Origin of the sequence: Rhizobium sp. NXC24, from assembly GCF_002944315.1 — a bacterium.
Lineage (GTDB): Bacteria > Pseudomonadota > Alphaproteobacteria > Rhizobiales > Rhizobiaceae > Rhizobium.
In genome coordinates, this window is sequence record NZ_CP024311.1 from 3,849,538 (window position 1) to 3,872,105 (window position 22,568).

A 22,568-nucleotide genomic window follows, 5' to 3' on the forward strand; every position below is an offset into this window, starting at 1 on the left:
GCCAAGCTGTAAAGCGGCGCGCAAGGGATGACTGATTCCCACGGCAAACGGGTCTGGCCGATCGCATCAATCGGGCATGAAGCTGCACAGCGCGAAATAGGCGACAGCGCCCGTGACGATCGCAATGGCCGACGCTTGCGCCAGGGCCATGCCATATTCGCGCGTGCCGGACGAGAAGGCCAGGACCGCCTTTGTCACGACATTGACGACGACAGCAATGAGGATGACGTCGGCAGCTGTCTTGACGTCGATCGCAGACCCCACGAGCCGTGCGGTTGAAAGCGTGACGGCGTCCACGTCCACCAGTCCGGAAATTGCGGCCACGACGAAAAGGGCGGATGCGCCGATATAGTCGATGGTCATTTTCGATATCAGACTGATCAGCCCGAGCAATGCGGCGAACGAGAACACCATGCGCAATTCGAACGGGTTCTTCAGCTTGATTTCCGGAACCTCCGTTGCGGAGCCGGAGCGCCAGACCCAGAGGAAGCCGGCAGTCAGGAAGCCTATAATCGCCGGCACCAGGCCAGACGCCAGCGGCAGAAGCAAGTTGAAGGAAAGGGCGCTGCCGATCACCAAGACGCGGGCGAAGGACAAGGCGCCGGCAATAGCAGCCCCAGCGGCCAGATGTGCCGAGCCCTGCGGCGCCTCCTTCGAATGACGGGCGAAGGAAAGCGTCAGCGCCGTCGAGGAGACCAGCCCTCCCGCGGCGCCGGCGAGCAGGATGCCGCGGCTCGTGCCGGTCAGCTTGATGGCGACATAGCCCGCAAAGGAAAGGGCGGCGATGGTAATGGTCAGCAGCCAGAGAGAGAAAGGGTTGAGCGCTCCCCAGGGATCGAGCGCCTTATCTGGCAGTAGCGGCAGTGCGACCATGGTCATTGCCAGCAACACGAGCGCCGAACGCAGTTCCGGCCAGGTCAGTCCCCTAAGAAAGCCGTGCAGACTCTGGCGCGCGGCAAGAATTGCCGTCGTGACAACGCCACCGGCGGCCGCAGTCACAACGTCGCCGACGGCAGCCAGAACGCCCAGCCCGAACACGACGAGAGCGGCGACGACCGAGGTGATGCTGTAATCTTCATCCTCTTTCGTTTCCTGCCACTTGCCTGCGATATAGATGAGGCCGAGCAAGACGGCGATCGTCGCCGGCAGCAATGGGCCAATCATGGACTGCAGTACGCCGGCTATTCCGCCCAGGAAACCGGTGAGGCCGAACGTGCGGATGCCTGCCGTTCTGCCGCCTGCCCGAACGTCGCGCTCCTGCCAGCCCCGCTCGATGCCGACAAGCAGGCCAATGGCAAGCGCCACACCGAGGCGTTGAAAGATTTCGCTGTGCTCCATGACATAACGATATGCCTCTTGCGCCCGCGCGCAATCCACCTTCGCCTTTCAGGAAAAACCGCGTGTTTATGGGCACCGTCGCGCTAAGGTGAACCGCATCGATCCGACAAAGTCCGGCTGCATTTTTGAGCCATGGAAACAAACGAAGACATTGAGGGAAACCAAGCGCGTTGTTTCAGGTTCTTGTTCGATACGATCTTTGCGCAATGGACAGTGATGGACCCGGATCATGATCTCTTGGGCGAAACCTCTTCTCATCTTCGAAGTCACGCTCTTTGCTGCCGCCTCGCTCGTCCACTCCGGCATACTCCTTGATGGCTATGCGCATGCGCGGGCCGCGACAGCCGAGGGGTTGATTGCGGCGGTTCTGGCTTGCGGGATCTTCGCGTGCCTCTTCCAGCCGGCATGGACCCGCTCGGTGGCTCTTGCGGTCCAGAGTTTTGCACTTTTCGCAACCCTCGTCGGCGCATTCACCATCGCCATCGGCATCGGCCCGCAGACGACGGCCGACCGTGTATTCCACCTGCTCCTGCTGCTGGTACTGATCTCAGGCTTTGTCGCCGCCTTCAGATGGAACAGTCCATAGAGTGGAGAGCTCAATCTCGGCACGAGTTCAGCACGTATCCAGCCATCCGTGACCGGAACCCGTCAGGGTCTCAAATCAGTCTCAATTGAAGTTCAGGCCTCGACACCAGAGCCACCGACGGATCACGGACAGAGCCTGAATGAAACGACTGACGATTCTGCCGATCGCGATGCTGTCGCTCCTTCCTGTCACGGCTCTTGCCCACCCGCATATATTTATCGATGCCAAGTTCGAGGTGGTCGCAGCACCGGACGGCTCGATCGCCGAGCTTCGCAATGTCTGGCGTTTCGACGAGGTCTTTTCCTCCTCGGTGCTGCTGGATTTCGACAAGAACGGCAACATGGCGCTGGATGCCGGCGAGCTCAAAGCGGTGGGAAAGACGGTCAGGAATTCGCTTGCGCAATACAACTACTACACAAACGTCACCAGTAACGGCAAAGCGGTCGCGATGGCGAAGCCCGAGGCGATACAGGCGGATTATAAGGACAACGCCCTGATACTGACCTTCTCGCTAAAACCGCTGCAGAAGACCTTCCTCAAGGGAACCACGATTTTCGGGATTTACGATACGACGCTTTATACCGCGGTCGATTTCGCCGCGGACAGCGACATGGCCACCTCCGGAGAGGCATTTGCCCGCTGCAAGCGCAAGGTGGTGAGGCCCAATCCCAACGAGATCATCGCGCAGAACCAGGCGACGCTCACCAGTATGTTCTTCAACGACCCGATGGGAACGAATTATTCGCAGCTCGTAGCGACGAGGCTGGAGGTCCAGTGCTGAAATCGCCGTCGATCTGAGGAGCCAATCCGGTCGAAATGCAGGTGCGGAACAGCCTTAACCACCACCCCTGCTCAAGTTTTTTCTATTTTTGGAACCGCAGGCCGTGCTAGGAATGCGCGCGGGGGCGATCTGCCTGTAAATCGGTGTGGGGCGATCAGGGACGGGTGTTGGCAGAATGTTCAGCGTCAAAACATCTTTCGCCAGCGTCTCGGCGCTTGCCGGGATAGCTCTGCTGGCGACATCCGCAATCGGCGCGCTTCCGGCACTGGCGCAGGAGGCGGCGAAATCTTCGTCGAGTACCTGGATCGTTACGCTTGGCGGCACGGTGGAATACGGCCCTTCCTACGAAGGATCGAAGCATCTCTCCTTCAGCGGCATGCCATCCTTCGACTTTCATCGCCTTGGCGAAACGCAGGACTACAGCGCTCCGGACGACAACATCGACTATAGCCTCTTCGAGGTTGGCGGCATCGAAGTCGGTCCGGTCGTCGGCCTGAGAGGTGGGCGCTCGGCATTTGACGATTCCAGTCTGAACGGCCTGCACAGGGTTCACTGGAATTTTGACGCCGGTGCGTTCGCGCAATATTGGCCGATGGAAAATCAGTTGCGGCTGCGGGCTGAGACGCGTCAGGCATTGTGGGGCGGCGACGGCCTCGTTGCCGATCTGTCGCTCGACTGGTTCCAGCCCGTTGGAGATAGCTGGCTTCTGTCGGCGGGTCCGCGCATGTCGCTGGCGAACTCCACCTATATGCGCAGCAATTTCGGAATCACCGCGAGCGAGGCAGCGAAGAACGGCCAACTCGACTCCTTTGACGCCAGCGGCGGCTTGAAATCCGTCGGTTTCACGGTGGCCGCGACCTATACGATCTCGCCCGCCTGGAGCGTGCAGGTCTATGATAAATATAGCCGCCTCGTAAGTGATGCAGCCGACAGCCCGATCACCTCGCAGATCGGCTCACCCAACCAGAACGTCATCGGCTTTACGCTCAACAGAACGTTCGATATCCGGTTTTGAAGCCTGCTGCGCTTCGTTGCGGGCGATGTAGTCCCGCGTGACCGGAACGATGTCGTTGTGTTTGCTGATCTGGATCTGGAAGACGACGAGATCTTCATAGCGGAACGCAGCTTCCGCCGTCGAAAGATAATATTCCCACATGCGGCAAAAACGCTCATCATAGAGTTCGGCCACTTCGCCCCAGCGCGCCATGAAACGCTCGCGCCAGTTGGCAAGCGTCCAGGCATAGTGCAGGCGCAGCACTTCGACATCGGTGATCGTCAATCCCGCTGCCTCGACCTCCGGCACGATCTCCGAAAGTGCCGGAATGTAACCGCCGGGGAAGATGTATTTGTCGAGCCAGGGCGTGGTGAAGCCGGGCGTTGCCGAACAACCGATAGTGTGCAGCACCATGATACCGTCATCCTCGAGCAATTCGGCACATTTGCGGAAGAAGGTCCGATAGGATGACAGGCCGACGTGTTCGAACATGCCGACCGAGACGATCCTGTCGAAATGACCCGTCAGGCTGCGGTAGTCCCTGAGCGCGAACTGAACCTCCGCCCTCGATCCCTCCACGGCGCCCTGCAACCGTTTCGAAGCATAATCGTGCTGCTCTTCGGACAGGGTGACGCCGAGGACATAGCCGCCCGGTGCCTGCTCGGCCAGGTGCAGGGCAAGGCCGCCCCAGCCGCAGCCGATGTCGAGAATGCTGTTGTCCGGCTCGATCGACAGCTTGGCCGCCAGATGCCTTTTCTTCGCTAGTTGCGCCTCTTCAAGCGATTGACCGGGATGGGCGAAGTAGGCGCAGGAATATTGCCGGTCCGCATCCAGAAAAAGCTCGTAGAGCCGCCCGTCGAGATCATAGTGATGCGCGACGTTCGCCCTGGAACGCCCCGGCAGATTGCGGTGACGGAAAATCCGCAGCCTCGTGCGGATGTGATCGATGACACGGGCAATGAGCGGATGCGTGCTGTTCTGCGCCTCCCGCAGCATCATCGCGACGAAATCGTAGAGCGAGCCCCGTTCGACAAGAAAACGGCCATCCATGTAGAGTTCGCCGAGCCGCAGGTCGGCGTCGACAAGGAAAGCCCACTGCGCGCTTGTGTCCGTGAAGCGAACATGCACCGGCTGACCAGTGGCATCGCCGAAAGTCAGGACGCGGCCGCCTGCGGTCGTCACCGTCAGTGATCCCCGCGTTACGATGTGCGACAGCGCGCGTCTCAAGCTCCAGTCCGCAAGGCCGGACGCGATGCTGACGCCCTTGTTTTGGTCTTCAGCTTGCAATCGGGACATCACTTATCCTTACCCGTGTCGGTACTGAGCGAACCGCGCTTTGGCGCCCAGCCATTTTGGTCTGAGGTTTCGCCCGCAGCACTTGCGATCAGCCAGACGCCCGTCAGGATCAATCCGCTGCCAATGACCTGCAGGCCGACGACGGGCTCGCCGAAGACGAACCAGCCGGTGGCGATGATCAAAACGTAGCTGATGCCGGAAAGGGGGAAGGCCCGGCTCAGATCAAGCTCGGAAAGTACATTCATCCAGATGAAGAAGCAGAGGATCTCGGCGGCGATCGCCGCCAGGATCCAATGCGACGTGAGCGCCTGCCACAGCCAATCCGCTCCGCCGTCACCGTCCAATTGCGCGGCTCCATGCTTGATGAAGAATTGGTACAGCGTGTTCAACACCGGCACCGCCAGCCAGGATAAGCGCATCGACATCATCAGCCCGCCTCATCTGTCGAAAACAGCGGCGAAACCAGCCGCAATATTTTCTGGAGAACCGGATTGCGGTGGCGAAAGAACATCGCATTGGCGGTGAGCTTGCTGCCGAGCCGCATCTTGTTTTCATAATAGGCCTGACCGCTCTGGTAACGGCCTATGCCGTGCTCCAGGCAATAGCGCAGATTGGTGAACCAGCTCAGGAAATAAAGATTGTAGGGCCGCCCCTCTTCGCCATCCATGCAGAAGAATTTGTCGATGGCGGCGCGTCCGTCATGGACGATCAGATTGGCAGCAAGAAGCCTGTCATCGACGAAATAGAAGGCGCAGAAAGAGCGACCGTCCATCCGGGAAAGGATTCCCTCGAAGTAACCGGCCGTCAGTTCCTCGAACTGCCATTCGCTGCGATTGCGTGTGTCGTGGTAGAGCCTCATGACCTCGGGCAGGAAATCGCCGAAATCCGTTCGAATCTCGACCCTGACCCGCGCAAAGGATTTCAACTTGCGGCGCATGTCCTTGCGCGTGCCGGAAGAGAGCCGGGCGAGATATTCGTCGATCGTCTTAAAGTCGATATCGAGCCAGGCGGTCGGCAAGCCGCCGATCATGGCGTAACGGCGGGCCGACAGCGGTCCGTCTAGCGCGGGGGCAACCGGCTGGGGAATGTCCTTGAGGCCCATCAGCGCGCAATCTTCCGTTGCCGCAAGCTGTTCGAAGAATGACAGCAATTCGGCAAACAACACCTCGCGGCGTTCCGGCGGCACATCGGGATGAAAGCCGACCGCGCCCGTTTCCGTGCAGGGAGAGCCAAGACAGGCGAGGCGCAGCGTCAGGAAGCCAGCAAAGCGCTGCCGCACCCACCGTATGCCCCTGCGCAGCGCGCCCTCTTCCAGAGTCGTGTCCAGGGCATAGGGGCAGAGGAAAGCCGGCATTGCGGCGCTGATCCGCCCGTCCTCGGCGACCGTGATGTAGCGCCATTCGAAGCCTTCGATACCGGCCTCCTCGATGGCCAGCAGGCAATCATAATCCTCGACCTGATCATGAAAGCAGGCGTTCCAGGCATCGCGGCCGATGGCGCGAATGCTGAAATGCACCTCGGCGACCGGATCGCGCGCCGGCGTCGGCGAAGGACTAAGCGAGCGCTGAAGCATGGCTCGCCTCGAAGAAATCGGCGGTGAATTCCGCGACCTGCCGGTGCTGACGATCGACGTGGATCATATGATAGCTGTCCTTGATCCACTTCAGCTCATGCGGGCCGCCAATGTGCTCGGAAATGTAGCGGGCGTGCCTCGGATTGCTGAGATCGTCTTCCTCCGCGTGCAGGATCAAGGTCGGCACGCGAATGTCGGGCAGCACGCCCCGCAGCGTCTTGCCCAAACGGTGCATCTCGACGATGCCGCGGCCAGGGAATTTTTCTAGCATGCCTTCGCCCGCCATTGCCTCGACCATGCGGCGCAAACGCTCGTCCTTGATGCCAAGGGATGAATTCTCTTTGAAATTGAGACGGTCGAGGAAGGGAATGCGCGATAGCCAGCCGATATGCGGCGACAGCAAAGTGTAGTGGCGTGGCACGTCCCAGCCGTCATAGTGGAAGCAGGGCGAATAGATCGCCACGGCCTTTATGAGATCCGGGCGGCTATTGGCGGCCAGCATCGACAGCTTGCCGCCCACACAGATGCCTGCCGCGAAAATATGCTGCGTGCGCCGCGCCATGAATTCCGCCGCCTGTACCACGCTGTTCAGCCAATCTTCCCAATGAGAGAGCCGTAACGCCCTGACATCCTCGCCGTGACCTGCCAGCAGCGGTGCGTGGACGCTGAACCCTCTGCGGTTGAGCTGACGCGCGACAAGCTTCATTTCGGCCGGCGCACCCGTTAATCCATGAATGAGGAGCACGCCTTTGCCGTTGTTTCCTTCGAGAAAGAAACTCAATTCCTCAGATTTCATGGGAAAGCTCCGCCTGCCGGTTTTCCTTGGCCATGAAGCCAAGGGCGTGGCAGGTGCTGATGACATGCGTGCCGGCCTTTTCCTGCTCTTCCTTGATCTGCTCGTGCAGCGTGCTCAGCTTCGTCCAATGGGTCCGCGGCCGGTAATGGTGCTCGGCATGATAGCCGTTGCCGAACCACAGCCAGTTGTAGAACGACTTGTGGCTGCTGACGCCCCAGGCGATCGGCTCGTCCGGATCGCCGTTCAGATGCTCGTAATAGCCGTTCAGCGACGACAGGCAGTTGCCGAAATAATAGAAGGGCACGAAGAACAGCACGGCCTTCCAGTCATAGATCAACGCAATTGCAGCAAGGCCAAGGAAGAAAAAGAGCTCGAACCGGCCCCATTTTGCATCGAACGGCCGCGTGCGGGCGATAGCCTTGTGAATGTCGCCGAGACTGTCCCGAAAGAAGCTCAGAAGCGTATAGGACCACACATTCTCCGGCTCGCCGTTGCGGCCGTGGCGATAGATCGACAAGAGATCGATCGTATCGCCCTTTTCGTCCGGCCGATCGCTGTTGCCGGAGTGATGGCGCATATGCACCCAATGATAATAGGTCTGCGAGAAGCCGATCGCGACCGATTCCAGCAGGCTGAACGCGTAGTTCATCCAGCGCGGCTTGAAATAGGGCGTGTGGATGAAATTATGGGATATGCTGTTGATATTCCACGAGATCGACACTGCATACAGGCAGCCGAGGACAGCCGAGAGCCATAACGGCCGGCTTTCGAAACCGACGATCAGATAGATGTCGAAAGCGAGATGCGCCACAGCGGCCAGAACCGGCGCGGCATCCCATCTGGTGTGCGCAAAGATTTTCATAGTCCGGTTACTCCCACGCAAGCCACGCCGGCGGTCACGAGGAACACACCCGTCGCGTGGCGGAGGTTGATATTTTCTTTGAAGATCAGGGCCCCGGCGAAGACGATGACGACATAGCTCAGCGCCATCAGCGGAAAGGCGATGGATAGGGGGACGTGCTCGAGCACGGCGGTCCAGGCGAGCAGCTCCACCGCCCAAAAGAAGATGCCCAGCCATGTCACTGGCTTGGTCAGCGCCGAAAGCAATGCGTTTTCGCTTGCCGACTGCTTGAAGCAGACCTCGCGCGCCGTTTCCGCCAGCACGCAGAAAAGGATCAGGCCGAGCATCGGAAGGGTCAGGCTGCCGCTCATGCCATGTACTCCGCCAGGACCTCCAGCAGCGCGTGGTTTGCGGCACTGTTGATATTTCTGATCGTTTCGGCCCTTGGCCGGATATGCGGCTGGTCGATAAAAACCTCGGCCCTTTTCAAAATCCTGGTTTGAAAACTGCCGGCATAGCTCGGGGCCGAGTAGTCGCCGATGACGTCTGCGCCGATAATGCGATGGCGGTTGCCGATTTCGCTGATCAGCGCCAGCAGGTAGGGCAGCCGCATACGGCCCTGGTCCCAGTTCGTCACGGCGTCATCCGCCACCAGCACATCCTTGTCGATCGTCAGATAGACCGCTTCGGTGCGAATCCGGCTCAGCATCCGGTCGATGAAATTTTCCTCGCCGATCTCGGAAATGGATTTCCAGTGCAGGGCGCCCTTCTCCTGCCGATAGCTGGCGCCGCTGCCGTATTCGGCCAAAACACGGCTCGGCGGATGTTCATAAGGATAGAGCTCCAGCTTGCCTTCGCCGAGCCAGTGCAGATTGGCGCCTTTGCGCTCCGGGCTGCGAAGGTCGTGACTGCAAACGCCGATGGTGATGACCTTTTGGATATGGCGGTTGGCCAGCGCGCTGTTGACCCAGGAGCCGCAATGCATCCCGCCATTGAAGGTGACCCAATCCGGATGATTGTCGAAATGAATGAGCGTCGTCGCAATGGACTGCCGCTCCAGAGCCCCATCGAGAAGCAGCGCCGTCACATGATGAAAGTCGCCGGAGCCCATGAAACAGAGCTGCGGATCCTTGCCGATTGCGGGCGTGTTCCGGACGATGTTGCGGCCGAGTTCGGCAAGCGCCTTCTGCTTGCTCCAGAGCCGCACCGCCCTGCCGGTTCCTTTATCGGCATATTGGCACGCGCCCGCAAACTTGCAGGCGCGCACGAAATCTGGCTGCAACTCCAACGCATCATCGAGATGAAGAAGAAGGAGTTGCACCGGTCTATCTCCGGGCTGCGCGCGTGAGAAGCTGATCGAGCAGGGCAATCGCCAGATCGATCTCCTCGCGGGTGATGAGCAGGTTCGGCGCGAAGGTGATGACGTTCTTGTGGTAGCCGCCGACGTCCAGCACGAGGCCGTACATCTTGGAGCCGACCTGAATGTCGCCCTTCATGCCCTCGTCGCAAAGCCAGTCCATCGTCGCCTTGTCCGGCGTGTAGCTGTCGTCCTTGCAGATCTCCATCCGCAGGGCCAAGCCGAGACCGTCGACCTCGCCGACGATGGCATGGCGCTTCTGCAATTGTTTCAGCCCATCGAGGAAATAAGCGCCCTTGGCCATGATGGCCGCGCCGAAATCCTCCTCTTCCAACATCTTCATGGTTTCGAGAGCCACGGCGGTCCCCATCGGGTTGCTGGCGAAGGTGGAATGTGTCGAACCGGGCGGGAAGATTTCCGGATTGATCATCTCTTCCCTTGCCCAGACGCCTGAAAGCGGATTGAGCCCATTGGTGATCGCCTTGCCGAAGACAAGAGCATCGGGGGAAACGCCGAAATGCTCGATCGACCAGAGCTTGCCGGTGCGGTAGACGCCCATCTGGATTTCGTCGACGACGAGCAGGATGCCGTGTTCGTCCAGCACCTTCTTGAGTTCGATGAAGAAGTTCATCGGCGGAATGACGTAGCCGCCCGTGCCTTGGATCGGCTCGATGTAGAAGGCGGCATATTCGGACTTGCCCGCCTTCGGATCCCAAACGCCGTTATATTCGCTCTCGAACAGACGGGCGAACTTCTGAACGCAGTGATGCCCGTACTCTTCCTTCGACATGCCCTTCGGGCCGCGGAAATGATAGGGAAATTCGATGAACTGCGCCCGATCCCCGAAATGACCGTAGCGGCGGCGGTAGCGGTAGCTGGAGGTGATGGCCGAGGCGCCGAGGGTGCGGCCGTGATAACCGCCCTCGAAGGCGAACATCAGGCTCTTGCCGCCGGTATAGTTGCGCACCAGCTTCAGCGAATCCTCGACGGCCTGCGAGCCGCCGACGTTGAAATGAACCCGCCCCTTGCGCCCGAACTTGCGTTCGGCGTCCTGGGCGATCATGGCCGCCAGCTCCACCTTTTCCCGGTGCAGATATTGCGAGGCGACCTGCGGCAGCCGGTCGAGCTGCCGGTGTGCGGCGGCATTCAGGCGTTCGTTGCGGTAGCCGAAATTGACGGCGGAATACCACATCTGCAGATCGAGGAACGGCGTCCCTGACTGGTCGTAGACGTAGGAGCCTTCGCATTCCTCGAAGAATTTCGGCTTTGCCGTATAGTGGACCGTATCGCCATGGGAGCAATAAGCCTCCTCAAGGATGCGCAACTCCGCCTCAGATTTGACGGGCGATTGCATCTCGCCACTGAAGGCTTCGACTACATTGGTTTTCATTAATGCCTCTCGGTCTGGTTCACGCGATCTTGGAATGCAGCAGCGCGCGGTGCTCCCGTGCGGCACTGGGAAGAATGGCTTTCATCTTTGGAAGCAGGTCGGCGAAATTGTCGAAGCCGACATAGGAAATGCCGCGGTCATCGCAGTAATCGGCGAGCTTGGCTTTTGCGAAGACGAGATCGACCTTGTCGGCAACACAGAAATCGCTTCGCCCATCGCCGATGTAGATCTGCAGTTCAGTTCCCCTGACAACCCGGCATTTGCAGACGCCTGAACCGGACATGCAGCCGGCTGCCGTGGGCGACGGAGAAAGAGAATACAAGTCTCGGCCATGAGCGAAGCGATAGGTGAGGACGTTGGCGACTATTCTGAGGTCGCCGATGCCGTGACGTGCCAGGATATGGCGAATGAAATAGTCGACCCCATCGCTGACGATCGTCACGGGCAGATCACTGCGGTTGCAGTATGACAGGAAACCCTCAAAGCCGGGGTCGATGGACACCCCGTCCAGGAGAGCCTCGAGATCTTTGCGGCTCGCCTGCACGAGGGCGATCTGCCGGCGCATGCATTCGCCCGACCCTATCAGCCCCTGTTTCCACTGCTGTTCTATGTCTTCCCATTCGGAACCGGCGAAACGGGACAACACCATATCCGTCGCGTCTTCGATGGATATGGTTCCATCAAAATCGCAAAACACCTGCATAAAAAAACCCTTTCGCCTTATCCTGAAGTTGCGTTTAGCAACCACGGATGAGCCAGGCATGAGGGCAGGATGATGCGAAAATGAAAAACGAGCAGCCCCACGACTTCGTGAAAAGCTGAACCGTCCAGCGATGAGCACCGAGCGCTCGGATGGGTATATAGGGGTCGCTCTATTGGTTTTTGGGCAACCGCAGATCGACCCGCAGGCCGGTGCCCCAACGCGGCGTCAATAGCTGGATTGAGGCCGCCAGCCGGTCGGCCGTATCGGCGACGATCGCAAGACCGAGGCCGGCCCCTTCAGTGTGAAGCGTATTGAGCCGATAGAATCGCTGGAAGACCGCAGCACGCTCATCGGGCGGTATGCCGGGCCCGCTGTCGCTGATCGATATCAGCCAGAGCGCGTTTTCAGAGGAGATCACGACTTCGATCTTGCCGGCAACGGGTGTGTATTTGATGGCATTGTCCAAGAGGTTGCCGATCATCATGCGCAGCAGCGATTCATCCGTTTTGACTTGCGCCGTCTCGTCGCCTTCCAGCAGGACATCAAGCTGCCTGCTGGTGATGATATTGCCGAATTCCGCCAGAACAGACGCCACCATATGGTAGAGCGGGACGGGTGTCGGATTGAGGGGATGATGGCTTACCCTGGCCAGCCGCAACAATTGCTCGATCAGATGTGTGGCGCGATTGTTGCTGGCCACGAGGTCGGCGATGATCGTCTGCCGTTCCTGCTCGCTGTCGGTGTTGCCCAGCATCTGCAGCAGCAGCTTCACGCTCGCCTGCGGGGTGCGCAATTGATGTGCCGCAAGATCGGAGAAGCGCCGCTCGAGGGTCAATGAGTGACCGAGTTTCTCCAAAAGCTGATTGATTGAGCGGCCGAGCGGCAAGAGGTCACGCGGCAGGCCCTGGACAGGGATGGCGGAGAGATCGTCGGGCGACCGGGTGCGAATCTGGCGTACTAGCCCGTGGATCGTGCGCAGGCCGCTGTTGATGCCAAGCCAGATGAGGAAGCCGATGACCGGCACCAGCACAAGCAGCGGAAAGAAGAGATTGAGCAGGATGTTGGAGACCAACGTTTCCCGCAGGGCGATCTTCTCGCCGATCTCCATGACGATGGTCGTGTTCGGTATCGGCAGCGAGTAGACCCGCCATTCCTCTCCCTTATAGGTGAGCGTGGTGAAGCCGACCTTCTGCTGCGGCACATCGGACTGGAACGCCGTGCTGCTGTAGAAGCGAATACGGCCATCCACCCAGGCGCGAAACATGTGGGCGTCGGCATAGTCGTCGGCGTCCTCATTGAAGGATAGCTGGTTGTCCATGTTGAAGTCGATGTCGTCGATCTTCTTCGGAGAGCGGTCCGGCGATCTTTCCAGAGGGCGACGCAGCAAGCTCCAGATAACGTTCGCGTCATCGATGAGCTGGGCATCGTAGATATTGTTAATCTCGCGCGTTGCGCTGTTGAACGCGAAGGCGCCGATCACCACGATCGTCACCGCCACGACCGGCGCTATCCTGAAGAAGAGTTTGCGGGTTAGCGTGGACCTGATCATCGTTCGATCATGTAGCCGACGCCGCGGATCGACTTGATGAAATCGGTGCCGAGCTTTTTGCGCAGGTTGTAGATCGTCACCTCGATGGCGTTGCTTTCGACGCTGTTCTCGGCATCGTAAAGCGCATATTCGATATCGTTCTTGGTCACGTATCGGCCGCTGCGCTCCATGAGCAGCTTCAGCAGATGGAATTCCTTGGCGGTGGTATGAACCTGCGCGCTGCCCTTGCGGGCGACCATCGCCGACGGGTCGACCTCGACATCGCCGCATCGTATGAGGCTTTCGGTTCGCCCATCGCGGCGGCGAATCAGCGCGCGCAGGCGGGCAAGCAGTTCGTCGAGATCGAACGGCTTGACCAGGTAATCATCGGCGCCCTCATCGAGCCCCTCGACCTTCTGCCGTACCGCATCGAGCGCAGTCAGCAGCAAAACCGGCACCGCATTGCCCCGCTGTCGAATGCCTCTCAGCACCTCCATGCCATTGAGCTGCGGCAGGTTGATATCGAGAATAACAGCCGCGAAATGCGAATGCTGCGCAGCTTCGAGACCGGACTCGCCATCGCGCATCCAATCGACACCGTAAGCGTGTTTCTCCAAAGCCTTCTTGAGGGATGATCCGAGAATATTGTCGTCTTCAACAAGCAGAACACGCACGGTCGATCTCATTTTGCCAACGGGGATTAGAAAGCCGATGTGAACCGCAATTGAAGCGGCCTTGTGGCGGAGCTATACTGTGATGCTTAAGTTCAGCAAGACCTGCAAGAGCGTATTAGAGCTGCTTCCCAGTGTCCGATTGTCTTTCCCATCCCTCTCTCGGCATTCGACCCTATCCAAAGACGTTTGGTCTGCATGTCTTGTCCGTAGACTGCGGGCGGAGCTGAGGCTGCAGGGACATGAAAACGTTCGCTCTTGTCGTTCCGTCGCTGATCTCAATCACCTTCGCCCTTTCCTTCACCGCCTTCGCCGCGAACACCGCAACCACGGGAAGCGGCAATTCCGCGCCATGCGCCAAAATGGTGGAGAGTATCAATAATGGGTTGAAGACATCGGCGATCAGCGCCGCCGACAGAAAGCGGGCAAGCGCCCTGGTGGCTGAGGGTCTCAAGCGTTGCAAGGCCGACGACTATTCCGGCGCCAACAGCTATTTCATCGACGCCTTGAAGATGCTGCATAAGTAATGCATCCGGCACTCCCGCTGGCCGGATTGTCATCGCCTGGGACCGGAGCGGGAACGCCGCCGCTCATCCGGCCCCCAATCTCCGCATCGACGCCGCCAGGACCTCGAAAATGCGAGCATCCGTTGATTGCGCAACATTGAAGCGGAGGAAATTGCTTGCCGCATCCCTCTGGCTGAAGGCATTGCCGGGTGCCAGGATGATGCCTTCGGCGAGGCAGGCGCGGGCGACGTCGGCCGCATTCAGCCCCTCCGGCAGCCGGCACCAAAGGAACATGCCGGCCTGTGGCTTCAGCCAGGGCGTGATGCCGATTGCCTCCAATCGGGAGATGGTTTCGCTCATGGCCTTGGCAAGCCGGACTCGCAACGCCTCGATATGCTTGCGATAGCCTCCGTCCTTCAGGGCCGAGAACAACAGCTCGGCCCCCAATTGGCCACCGCTGAAGTTGGTGGCGATCTTCAGATCGACAAGGCCGTCGATCCAATCCCGCCGCGCCGCGATGAAGCCGCAGCGCACCGAGGCCGACAGCGTCTTCGAGAAGCTGCCGATATGGATCACCCGATCGAGCCCATCATAGGCGGCAAGCCGCGGCGCCGGCACGTGCTCGAAATCGGCAAAAATATCGTCTTCGATGATGATCAGGTTGGAAGCATCCGCCAGCTTCAACAGGCGATGCGCCGTCACCGGCGACAATGCGGCGCCGGTTGGGTTGTGAACGGCGGAATTGGTGATGTAGAGGCGCGGCTTATGTCTTTCGAGTGCCTCGGCAAACCGCTCGATATCCGGCCCTGTCGGCGTGAAGGGCACGCCGACGATATTGGCCCGGTGCGCCCGCAGGAGAGCGTGGAAATTGAAGTAGCAGGGATCGTCGACCAGCACGGTATCGCCCGGTTCGAGCAGGAAACGGCAGAGAAGATCGATGGCCTGCGTGCCGGATTCCATGAGCATGATTCGATCAGGCGACGCCGTAATGCCGTGTTCGCCCATGCGCCGTGCCAGAAGCTGCCGCAACGGCGGCAGGCCGAGCGGTGTTCCATAGTTGGTGAGAATGTCGCTCCCGCCGGTCCGCGCCAGGGTTCGCATCGCTCGACGCAGCGCCGCTTTCGGCATCCAGGAGGGCGGAAGCCAGCCGCAACCGGGCTTCAGCACAGCATCGTCCACCTCCAACGATTGCCGCGAAATCCAGAGCGGATCGACATCGCGTTCGAGCGGCGGAGCGATCTCCGACAGGGAAAGCGGCGCGAGCGGCCCACAGACGTAAAAGCCGGAACCGGGCCGCGAGCGGATGACGCCCTCGGCCGCCAGCCGCTCATAAGCCTCGACCACGGTGGAAACGGATACCTGCATCGTCCTGGCGAAGCTGCGCACCGAAGGAAGCCGCGCCCCCGGCACCAGGCTGCGTGCGGCAATGCGATTGGAAATCGCCGCCATCACGACCTCGATGCGCGTGCCGCTGGCCCCATTCGTTACAATGGTATCGTTCATCCGTACTGCACCCCACACCATAACAGTTTGCAAAAATTGTACTGCGCCGTCTCTGGAATGACCAGCCGACTTCGCCGATACCGGCCGATAAACTTGGAGCATCGGAATGGACAAGACGACAAGCGGCTGGATCTATGGAATGACGGGCGTGCTGATCTTCAGCGGCTCATTGCCGGCAACACGGGTGGCGGTGATGGATTTCGATCCCGTCTTCCTGACGGTCGCCCGCGCGGCGATTGCCGGCATTCTCGCGTTGTGCCTGCTGCTCGCATTTCGGGAGAAGCGACCGGTTCGCAACGATATCATCCCTCTTGCCATCGTGGCACTTGGATGCGTCGTCGGTTTTCCGCTGCTGACGGCACTGGCGCTAAAGCACGTCCTCGGCGCATTCGATCATCTTCATCGGGTTGCTGCCGCTTGCCACGGCCATATTCGGCGTATTGCGCGGCGGTGAACGGCCGCGGCCGGCCTTCTGGATATTTTCCGCCGTTGGCAGCGCCATCGTCTGCGGCTATGCGCTGGCCCAAGGTATCTCCGCCTCGCCGGTCGGCGATTTGCTGATGCTGGCGGCAATCCTCGTTTGCGGGCTCGGCTATGCCGAGGGCGCGGTGCTGTCGCGCCGGCTGGGCGGCTGGCAGGTCATTTCCTGGGCGCTCGTCCTGTCGCTGCCGGTCATGATCGCGCTTTGCCTCTTCACCATGCCGCAGGCGATCGGCGGCATCGGCGAGCCGGCCTGGATCAGCCTGATCTATGTCTCGCTCTTCAGCATGCTGATTGGCTTCATCTTCTGGTATCGCGGATTAGCACAGGGCGGCATTGCTGCCGTCGGGCAACTGCAGTTGCTGCAGCCCTTCTTCGGCCTGGCGCTCGCCGCTACCTTGCTGAAGGAAAGCGTCAGTTGGTCCATGCTTGCGGTGACGCTCGGCGTTGTCGCCTGTGTCATGGGCGCAAAGAAATTCGCGCGATAGCCTCCCGAGAAAATCAAATTCGCTCTTGCTCTACTAAACCGATCGGTCTAGAATAATCTTATCGGTCCAAAAGGAGCAAGCTATGGCCACCCCACTCGTGCCGCCGTTTACCCGCGAAACCGCTAACGCCAAAGTCCGCATGGCCGAAGACGGCTGGAACAGCCGCGATCCCGAACGTGTCTCGAAGGTCTATACCGAAGACAGCCAGTGGCGGAACCGCGCCGAATTTCCGCGCGGCCGCAAGGAAATCGTCGAATTCCTCACCCGCAAATGGGCCAGAGAGTTGGACTACCGGCTGATCAAGGAACTATGGGCCTTCGACGGCAACCGCATCGCCGTGCGTTTCGCCTATGAATGGCGCGACGATAGCGGCCACTGGTTTCGCTCCTATGGCAATGAAAATTGGGAATTCGACGCCGAGGGCCTGATGCAGCGCCGCTTTGCCTCGATCAACGACATGCCGATCAAGGAAGAAGACCGGAAATTCCATTGGCCGCTCGGCCGCCGTCCGGACGACCATCCAGGGCTTTCCGATCTCGGACTCTGAGACGATGACACGCACCATCTTCGAAAAATCGGACGCCATCATCCTCGTTGCCGAAGTCTTTCGTGAACTCGGCTACGAGGGTGCATCGATGAGCAACATCACGGCGCGTACCAAACTGTCGAAGGGCAGCCTCTATCACTTCTTTCCCGGCGGAAAGGAGGAGATGGCGGCGGAGATCATGGCCAATATCGACGCCTGGTTCGTCAACGAGATGTTCAAGCCGCTCGAAGAAGACGAACCGCACGCCGCCATTGCCCGCATGTGGGAGACAACAGACACTTATTTCCGCTCCGGCCATCGCATCTGTCTCATCGGCGCCTTCGCGCTCGACGAAACACGCGACCGTTTCGCAGCGGCGATCCAGACCTATTTCAACCGATGGATCGAAGCACTTGCCGGCGCTTTGACGAGAGCGGGCCTCAAGACGGCAGAAGCAAATGCGCTCGCCGAAGAAGCGGTAGTCGGTATCCAGGGCGCACTGATACTTGCGAGAGCGCTGGGGGACGACGCGATTTTTGGGCGAACGCTTCGACGGTGGCGGGAGCGGGTGGAAGCCAAGTTGGGGTGACCCGGCTGCCTATTGTTCTGCCGCTTCTTCCGCTGTCCAGAATGCAAGGCCGCAGAACAGGATCGTCGTGCCGATATCCAGAATTTTTGGCACTTTGCCGAGAATGAACCGGTCGCGTAGCAAAGAACGAAGGAAACAAGCGCGGCCAGGAACAGCGCTACGGTCGGGCCAATGAAACCATCCGCCACCGCCCGCGCACCCGACATATCGATGCCGCCGCTACAGATGGCGGCGCAGGCGACGGCCCTCTGGTCACTGGTGCATGGCTTCGCTATGCTGCGGCTCGAGGGACGCCTGGACGGCATGATCAGATCGCTTCCTGGCGACGAGACGGCGGATAGTTTGCTGGACGCGATGCTTTCGGCCATCCGCGTCGTAGATGATTAAGCTTCTCGAGGCAGCCGCTGCTAGTATATCTGACGGGTGCTCCGATTTTAAACAATCGTCCACAAAAGCGTGGCAGCATTAATCATCTTTGATTTGCAACTGTCCGAGCTCCTATGCTCAGCAGAAACCGGGGGGCGCCGAGGAGATGGATCAGACAATGCTGCAACAGACCAACGAAACCGACGATGCGTTGATCGACCGTCTGCAACGTTCGGCCTTCGACTATTTCATGCTTTACACCAATCCGGAAAATGGGCTGGTGGCGGATACTTCGATCAAGACGAGCCATTGCAGCATCGCCGCCGTCGGCTTCGCGCTGTCGAGCTATCCCGTCGCCGTCGAACGCGGCTGGATCAGCCGCGCGGATGCGGCCCAGCGCGTGTTGACCTCGCTGAACTTTTTCGCCGAAAGCCAGCAGGGAGAAGAGCGAGGCGCCACCGGTCATCGCGGCTTCTACTATCACTTCCTCTATATGGCGACCGGCAACCGGGCCTGGAACAGCGAACTCTCCACCATCGATACCGGCCTTTTCCTGCTCGGCGTATTGACGGCGGCAGCCTATTTCAACGGCCCCGATCAGAACGAAGAGGACATTCGCACACAGGCGCAGTTTCTCTATGAGCGCTGCGATTGGCATTGGGCGCTGAACAAGGGCAAGACGATCAGCATGGGCTGGAAGCCGAGCAGCGGTTTCCTGCGCTGGCGCTACCAGGGCTATGACGAGGCGATCTTTCTTTACGTGCTGGCACTCGCTTCGCCCAGCCATCCCATACCGTCATCGAGCTACGACGCCTTCGCCTCGACCTATACCTGGATGATGTTCAGGGACACGCCCTATCTCTATGCCGGGCCGCTGTTCATCCATCTCTTCTCTCACGCCTGGATCGATTTTCGCGGCATCGCCGACCGGCATGTGGCCGACAAGGACACGGACTATTTCCGCAACACCCAGACGGCCATCGCCGTTCAGCGCGATTACACCGACCGCAACCCGGGCCACTTCGTCGGCTATGCCAAGAACATTTGGGGGCTCTCGGCCTGTGACGGCCCGAATCCGACCGGCACCAAGCACAGCCGGCGTTACAGCCCTAAGGTTCTCGGCTATGCCGCCCGCGGCGCGCCGCTCGGTCCCGACGACGGTACGATCGCGCCCTGGGGCCCGTTATCCTGCCTGCCGTTCGACCGCCAAGCCGCCCTCGACGGCACCAAGGCCCTGCTTTCCACCTATCCGAACCTGTTGCTGGACGGCCGCTTTCCCGGTGGCTTCAACCCCAGCGTCAGAGGCCCAGGCCCAGAAGGCTGGGTGGACGACCGCTCGGTCGCCATCGACCAGGGCCTGCTCGTGATGATGATCGAAAATGAGCGCAGCGGGCTGATCTGGAACCTGATGCGGCAATCGCCGATCCTGCGCCGTGGCCTCGAACGCGCCGGCTTTATCGGCGGCTGGCTGAACGAAGAGCAGACGGCGCCGGCGATCGTCTGATCTGTGGATCGCGGGTAGCCGTCAGGCACCCGACCATCACCGTCGGCGGCTCAAAGCCTCTCTATCGCGGCAATCACTTCGTCCTCGACACTGATGCCTTCACTCAGCGCAAGGCGTCGTGAGTTCTGCCCGCGCCGGCCGGGCAGGCGGACATTGGGATCGCTGGTGATTTCGCTCGCCAGCAGGGCCAGCCGCTTTGCCGTATCGCCCGCACTCATCGCCGCCGGATTGATGGCGATGATCGTATGCCCGAGCGCGGGTGGCGAACCCTGATCGTCGAACAGCGACGAAGCTTCGAAAGAATAGTTGGCGCCGGTCAGGCCGGCGGAGAGGATCTCCACCATCATGGCCAGTGCCGCCCCCTTTGATTCACCGGCGGGGATCATCGTGCCGGCCAACGCTTCCTCAGCATCGGTCGTCGGCTTGCCGTCGCGGTCGTAGGCCCAATCGGCCGGGATCGGCGCGCCCTTCTGCCGGGCGGCCATGACCTTGCCGCGCGCCACTTTCGACAGTGCGAGATCGATGACGATGGGATCGGCGTCCGGCAGCGGCGCGGCGAAGGCGATCGGATTGGTGCCAAAGACAGGCCTCTTGCCGCCCCAGGGCGCCATGGAGGCCGGCGCATTGGCGACCATCAGCGCCACCAGCCCCTGATCGGCAAAACGCTCGACCGTCAGGCCCATGACGCCGGCATGATGCGAGCGGCTGATGGCCGCCAGCGCGATCCCCTGTTCGCGAGCAACAATGGAAAGCTCGGCAACGGCGAGATCGAGCGCCGGATAGGCATAGCCGTTGCCGGCATCGATGCGCAGCACGGCAGGATAGGGTCGAAGGAGCTGTGGCTTGGCGAAGCCGTCGGTCTTGCCGATCTTCGCCTGCCCGGCATAGGCGGGCACGCGGCGCAGACCATGGCCGCCCTGCCCGGCCGCCTCCGCCGCGACGAGGGCGACCGCCACCGAACGGGCGTTTTCCGCACTGACTCGATTTCGCTGCAGCGCCTCCACAACCAGCGTTTCGGCCTCGGCGAGCGACAGATGCATGGTGAGCGACCTTGGAATGATGAAGGAGGGCGAAGACGTTTCTACGCCCATGCCCTCCTCATCGCAACGCAAGGATTGCGACGCTCGTCTTACTCGACGTCGAACTTGACGCCCTGCGCCAGCGGCAATGTCCTGCCGTAGTTGATAGTATTGGTCGCCCGGCGCATATAGGCCTTCCAGGCATCCGAGCCGGACTCACGGCCGCCGCCGGTCTCCTTCTCGCCGCCGAAAGCACCGCCGATTTCAGCGCCGGAAGGGCCGAGATTGACATTGGCGATGCCGCAGTCCGAACCGCGCGCCGAGACGAAGGCTTCCGCCTCGCGCATGTCATTGGTGAAGATAGACGACGACAGGCCCTGCGGCACGGCATTGTGCAGCGCCACTACCTCGTCGAAATCACTGTACTTCATCACATAGAGAATCGGCGCGAAGGTTTCGTGCTCGACCGGTCCGGTCTGGGCTGGCATCTCGACCAGGGCCGGACGGACGTAGAAAGCATCGGCCGCGCCGTTTTCGACGCGTTCGCCACCCGTCACCTTGCCGCCGGCCGACTGCGCCTGGCCGAGGGCTGCCTGCATCTTCTCGAAGGCCTGCTTGTCGATCAGCGGGCCGACAAGCGTGTCCGTTTCCAGCGGATTGCCAATGGTGACCGAGCCATAGGCCTTTTGCAGGCGTGGGACGAGCTGATCATAGACGCTTTCATGCACGAAGAGGCGGCGCAGCGTCGTGCAGCGCTGGCCGGCCGTTCCCATGGCGGAAAAGGCGACGCCGCGCAGCGTCAGGTCGAGATCGGCCGTTGGGCAGACGATCGCGGCATTGTTGCCGCCAAGTTCGAGAATGGCGCGGGCGAAGCGGTTGGCGAGACGCGGACCGACAGCGCGGCCCATGGCTGTCGAGCCGGTCGCCGAAACGAGCGGAATCTTCGGATGATCGACCAGCACCTCACCGACATCACGGCCGCCGATGATCAGCGTCGAGAGATTGGCCGGCGCCTCGCCGCCCTCGACGACATAGCGCTTCAGCGCCTTTTCGAACATGGCCTGTACGGCAAGCGCCGTCAGCGGCGTCTTTTCCGATGGCTTCCAGACGGTGGAATTGCCGCAGACGATGGCGAGCGCCGCGTTCCACGACCAGACGGCAACGGGGAAGTTGAAGGCGGAAATGATGCCGATCGGCCCCAGCGGATGCCAGCTCTCCATCATTCGATGTTCCGAGCGCTCAGTGGCTATGGTCAGGCCATAGAGCTGGCGCGACAGGCCGACGGCGAAATCGCAGATGTCGATCATCTCCTGCACTTCGCCGAGGCCCTCGGAGGTGATCTTGCCGACTTCGATGGAAACGAGACGGCCGAGCGCCGCCTTGCCGATGCGCAGCTCTTCGCCGAGCAGGCGGATCAGCTCGCCCCGCTTCGGCGCCGGCACGGCACGCCAGGAAAGAAACGCCTCATGCGCCTTGTCGATCGCAGCCTTCGCTTCGGCAGCCGAATGCTCCCTCAGGCGGCCGATTTCAGCGCCGGTTACCGGTGAGGTTACGGCAAGTGTTCCGCCCGTGTAGCGATCGGCGGTAACGCCGAGTTCGGTCAGGACTGCCCTGGTCTCGGCGGCGAGATCGAGTGTGGCGGTCATGTCATCTTCCTCTTCTTGTTATGATGGTCCGGTTCCCGTCCCTGGAGCATCCCGCTTTTAGGTGAAATCACCAAGCCGATAGGATGC

The 22,568-nt window shown here is 60.5% G+C and carries 23 protein-coding genes and 1 pseudogene; 9 read left to right on the forward strand and 15 right to left on the reverse strand.

What is annotated here, in order from left to right; genetic code table 11:
• Positions 1 to 66: 66 nt before the first annotated feature.
• Positions 67 to 1,338, reverse strand: a complete 1,272-nt coding sequence (locus NXC24_RS18915) for an MgtC/SapB family protein (protein ID WP_104825253.1) — start codon at positions 1,336 to 1,338, stop codon at positions 67 to 69.
• A gap of 229 nt (positions 1,339 to 1,567) precedes the next feature.
• Here NXC24_RS18915 and NXC24_RS18920 point away from each other — a divergent pair, with 229 nt between their 5' ends.
• From NXC24_RS18920 to NXC24_RS18930, 3 genes are all read left to right on the forward strand, one after another.
• Positions 1,568 to 1,924, forward strand: coding sequence for a hypothetical protein (locus NXC24_RS18920; RefSeq protein ID WP_104824691.1), 357 nt, complete (start codon positions 1,568 to 1,570; stop codon positions 1,922 to 1,924).
• Positions 1,925 to 2,063: 139 nt separating this feature from the next.
• Positions 2,064 to 2,705, forward strand: coding sequence for a DUF1007 family protein (locus NXC24_RS18925; RefSeq protein ID WP_104824692.1), 642 nt, complete (start codon positions 2,064 to 2,066; stop codon positions 2,703 to 2,705).
• A gap of 175 nt (positions 2,706 to 2,880) precedes the next feature.
• On the forward strand, positions 2,881 to 3,720 hold the full coding sequence (locus NXC24_RS18930; RefSeq protein ID WP_104824693.1) for a MipA/OmpV family protein: 840 nt from the start codon (positions 2,881 to 2,883) through the stop codon (positions 3,718 to 3,720).
• On the opposite strand, the gene NXC24_RS18935 is transcribed toward NXC24_RS18930, so the two are convergent.
• The 11 genes from NXC24_RS18935 to NXC24_RS18985 form a co-directional block, all read right to left on the reverse strand.
• A complete protein-coding gene (locus NXC24_RS18935) occupies positions 3,661 to 4,995 on the reverse strand; it encodes a cyclopropane-fatty-acyl-phospholipid synthase family protein (RefSeq protein WP_104824694.1) in 1,335 nt (444 codons plus the stop codon). The genes NXC24_RS18930 and NXC24_RS18935 overlap by 60 nt on opposite strands.
• On the reverse strand, positions 4,995 to 5,423 hold the full coding sequence (locus NXC24_RS18940) for an EamA family transporter (RefSeq protein WP_104824695.1): 429 nt from the start codon (positions 5,421 to 5,423) through the stop codon (positions 4,995 to 4,997). The genes NXC24_RS18935 and NXC24_RS18940 overlap by 1 nt, the downstream gene beginning before the upstream one ends.
• Positions 5,423 to 6,568, reverse strand: a complete 1,146-nt coding sequence (locus tag NXC24_RS18945; protein ID WP_104824696.1) for a peptidogalycan biosysnthesis protein — start codon at positions 6,566 to 6,568, stop codon at positions 5,423 to 5,425. The genes NXC24_RS18940 and NXC24_RS18945 overlap by 1 nt, the downstream gene beginning before the upstream one ends.
• Positions 6,549 to 7,364, reverse strand: coding sequence for an alpha/beta fold hydrolase (locus NXC24_RS18950; RefSeq protein WP_104824697.1), 816 nt, complete (start codon positions 7,362 to 7,364; stop codon positions 6,549 to 6,551). The genes NXC24_RS18945 and NXC24_RS18950 overlap by 20 nt, the downstream gene beginning before the upstream one ends.
• Positions 7,354 to 8,226, reverse strand: coding sequence for a fatty acid desaturase (locus NXC24_RS18955; RefSeq protein WP_104824698.1), 873 nt, complete (start codon positions 8,224 to 8,226; stop codon positions 7,354 to 7,356). The genes NXC24_RS18950 and NXC24_RS18955 overlap by 11 nt, the downstream gene beginning before the upstream one ends.
• Positions 8,223 to 8,576 carry an EamA family transporter gene (locus NXC24_RS18960; protein ID WP_104824699.1) on the reverse strand — a complete coding sequence of 118 codons (354 nt, stop codon included), beginning with the start codon at positions 8,574 to 8,576 and terminating at the stop codon, positions 8,223 to 8,225. Before NXC24_RS18960 ends, NXC24_RS18955 begins: the two co-directional genes overlap by 4 nt.
• Positions 8,573 to 9,526, reverse strand: a complete 954-nt coding sequence (locus NXC24_RS18965) for an arginase (protein ID WP_104824700.1) — start codon at positions 9,524 to 9,526, stop codon at positions 8,573 to 8,575. The genes NXC24_RS18960 and NXC24_RS18965 overlap by 4 nt, the downstream gene beginning before the upstream one ends.
• Before the next feature lie 4 nt (positions 9,527 to 9,530).
• Positions 9,531 to 10,952 carry an aminotransferase class III-fold pyridoxal phosphate-dependent enzyme gene (locus NXC24_RS18970; RefSeq protein ID WP_104824701.1) on the reverse strand — a complete coding sequence of 474 codons (1,422 nt, stop codon included), beginning with the start codon at positions 10,950 to 10,952 and terminating at the stop codon, positions 9,531 to 9,533.
• Positions 10,953 to 10,971: 19 nt separating this feature from the next.
• The gene (locus NXC24_RS18975) at positions 10,972 to 11,655 is read right to left on the reverse strand and encodes an MtnX-like HAD-IB family phosphatase (protein ID WP_104824702.1); all 684 of its coding nucleotides are present in this window, start codon (positions 11,653 to 11,655) and stop codon (positions 10,972 to 10,974) included.
• A 169-nt stretch (positions 11,656 to 11,824) separates the two neighbouring features.
• A complete protein-coding gene (locus tag NXC24_RS18980) occupies positions 11,825 to 13,204 on the reverse strand; it encodes a HAMP domain-containing sensor histidine kinase (protein ID WP_104824703.1) in 1,380 nt (459 codons plus the stop codon).
• Positions 13,201 to 13,857 (reverse strand): response regulator transcription factor, encoded by a 657-nt coding sequence (locus NXC24_RS18985; RefSeq protein WP_104824704.1) that lies wholly within the window; start codon positions 13,855 to 13,857, stop codon positions 13,201 to 13,203. Before NXC24_RS18985 ends, NXC24_RS18980 begins: the two co-directional genes overlap by 4 nt.
• Positions 13,858 to 14,096: 239 nt before the next feature.
• Between NXC24_RS18985 and NXC24_RS18990 the strand changes: the two genes are divergently transcribed.
• On the forward strand, positions 14,097 to 14,381 hold the full coding sequence (locus tag NXC24_RS18990) for a hypothetical protein (RefSeq protein ID WP_104824705.1): 285 nt from the start codon (positions 14,097 to 14,099) through the stop codon (positions 14,379 to 14,381).
• 63 nt (positions 14,382 to 14,444) lie between these two features.
• Here the strand turns inward: NXC24_RS18990 and NXC24_RS18995 are convergent, their stop codons facing one another.
• Complete coding sequence (locus NXC24_RS18995) at positions 14,445 to 15,863, reverse strand: PLP-dependent aminotransferase family protein (protein ID WP_104824706.1); 1,419 nt, start codon at positions 15,861 to 15,863, stop codon at positions 14,445 to 14,447.
• Between the two features lie 106 nt (positions 15,864 to 15,969).
• Between NXC24_RS18995 and NXC24_RS19000 the strand changes: the two are divergent.
• The 5 genes and pseudogenes from NXC24_RS19000 (at position 15,970) to NXC24_RS19020 (ending at position 19,816) form a co-directional block, all read left to right on the forward strand.
• Positions 15,970 to 16,831: pseudogene (locus tag NXC24_RS19000) on the forward strand (DMT family transporter).
• Between the two features lie 82 nt (positions 16,832 to 16,913).
• On the forward strand, positions 16,914 to 17,378 hold the full coding sequence (locus NXC24_RS19005; protein ID WP_104824707.1) for a nuclear transport factor 2 family protein: 465 nt from the start codon (positions 16,914 to 16,916) through the stop codon (positions 17,376 to 17,378).
• Positions 17,379 to 17,382: 4 nt separating this feature from the next.
• Complete coding sequence (locus NXC24_RS19010) at positions 17,383 to 17,946, forward strand: TetR/AcrR family transcriptional regulator (protein ID WP_104824708.1); 564 nt, start codon at positions 17,383 to 17,385, stop codon at positions 17,944 to 17,946.
• Between the two features lie 171 nt (positions 17,947 to 18,117).
• On the forward strand, positions 18,118 to 18,333 hold the full coding sequence (locus NXC24_RS19015) for a TetR-like C-terminal domain-containing protein (RefSeq protein ID WP_104824709.1): 216 nt from the start codon (positions 18,118 to 18,120) through the stop codon (positions 18,331 to 18,333).
• Between the two features lie 157 nt (positions 18,334 to 18,490).
• A complete protein-coding gene (locus NXC24_RS19020) occupies positions 18,491 to 19,816 on the forward strand; it encodes a glucoamylase family protein (RefSeq protein ID WP_104824710.1) in 1,326 nt (441 codons plus the stop codon).
• Positions 19,817 to 19,866: 50 nt separating this feature from the next.
• On the opposite strand, the gene NXC24_RS19025 is transcribed toward NXC24_RS19020, so the two are convergent.
• Positions 19,867 to 20,856, reverse strand: coding sequence for an Ldh family oxidoreductase (locus tag NXC24_RS19025; RefSeq protein ID WP_104825254.1), 990 nt, complete (start codon positions 20,854 to 20,856; stop codon positions 19,867 to 19,869).
• 89 nt (positions 20,857 to 20,945) lie between these two features.
• Positions 20,946 to 22,481, reverse strand: a complete 1,536-nt coding sequence (locus NXC24_RS19030; protein WP_104824711.1) for an aldehyde dehydrogenase family protein — start codon at positions 22,479 to 22,481, stop codon at positions 20,946 to 20,948.
• Positions 22,482 to 22,568 lie beyond the last annotated feature (87 nt).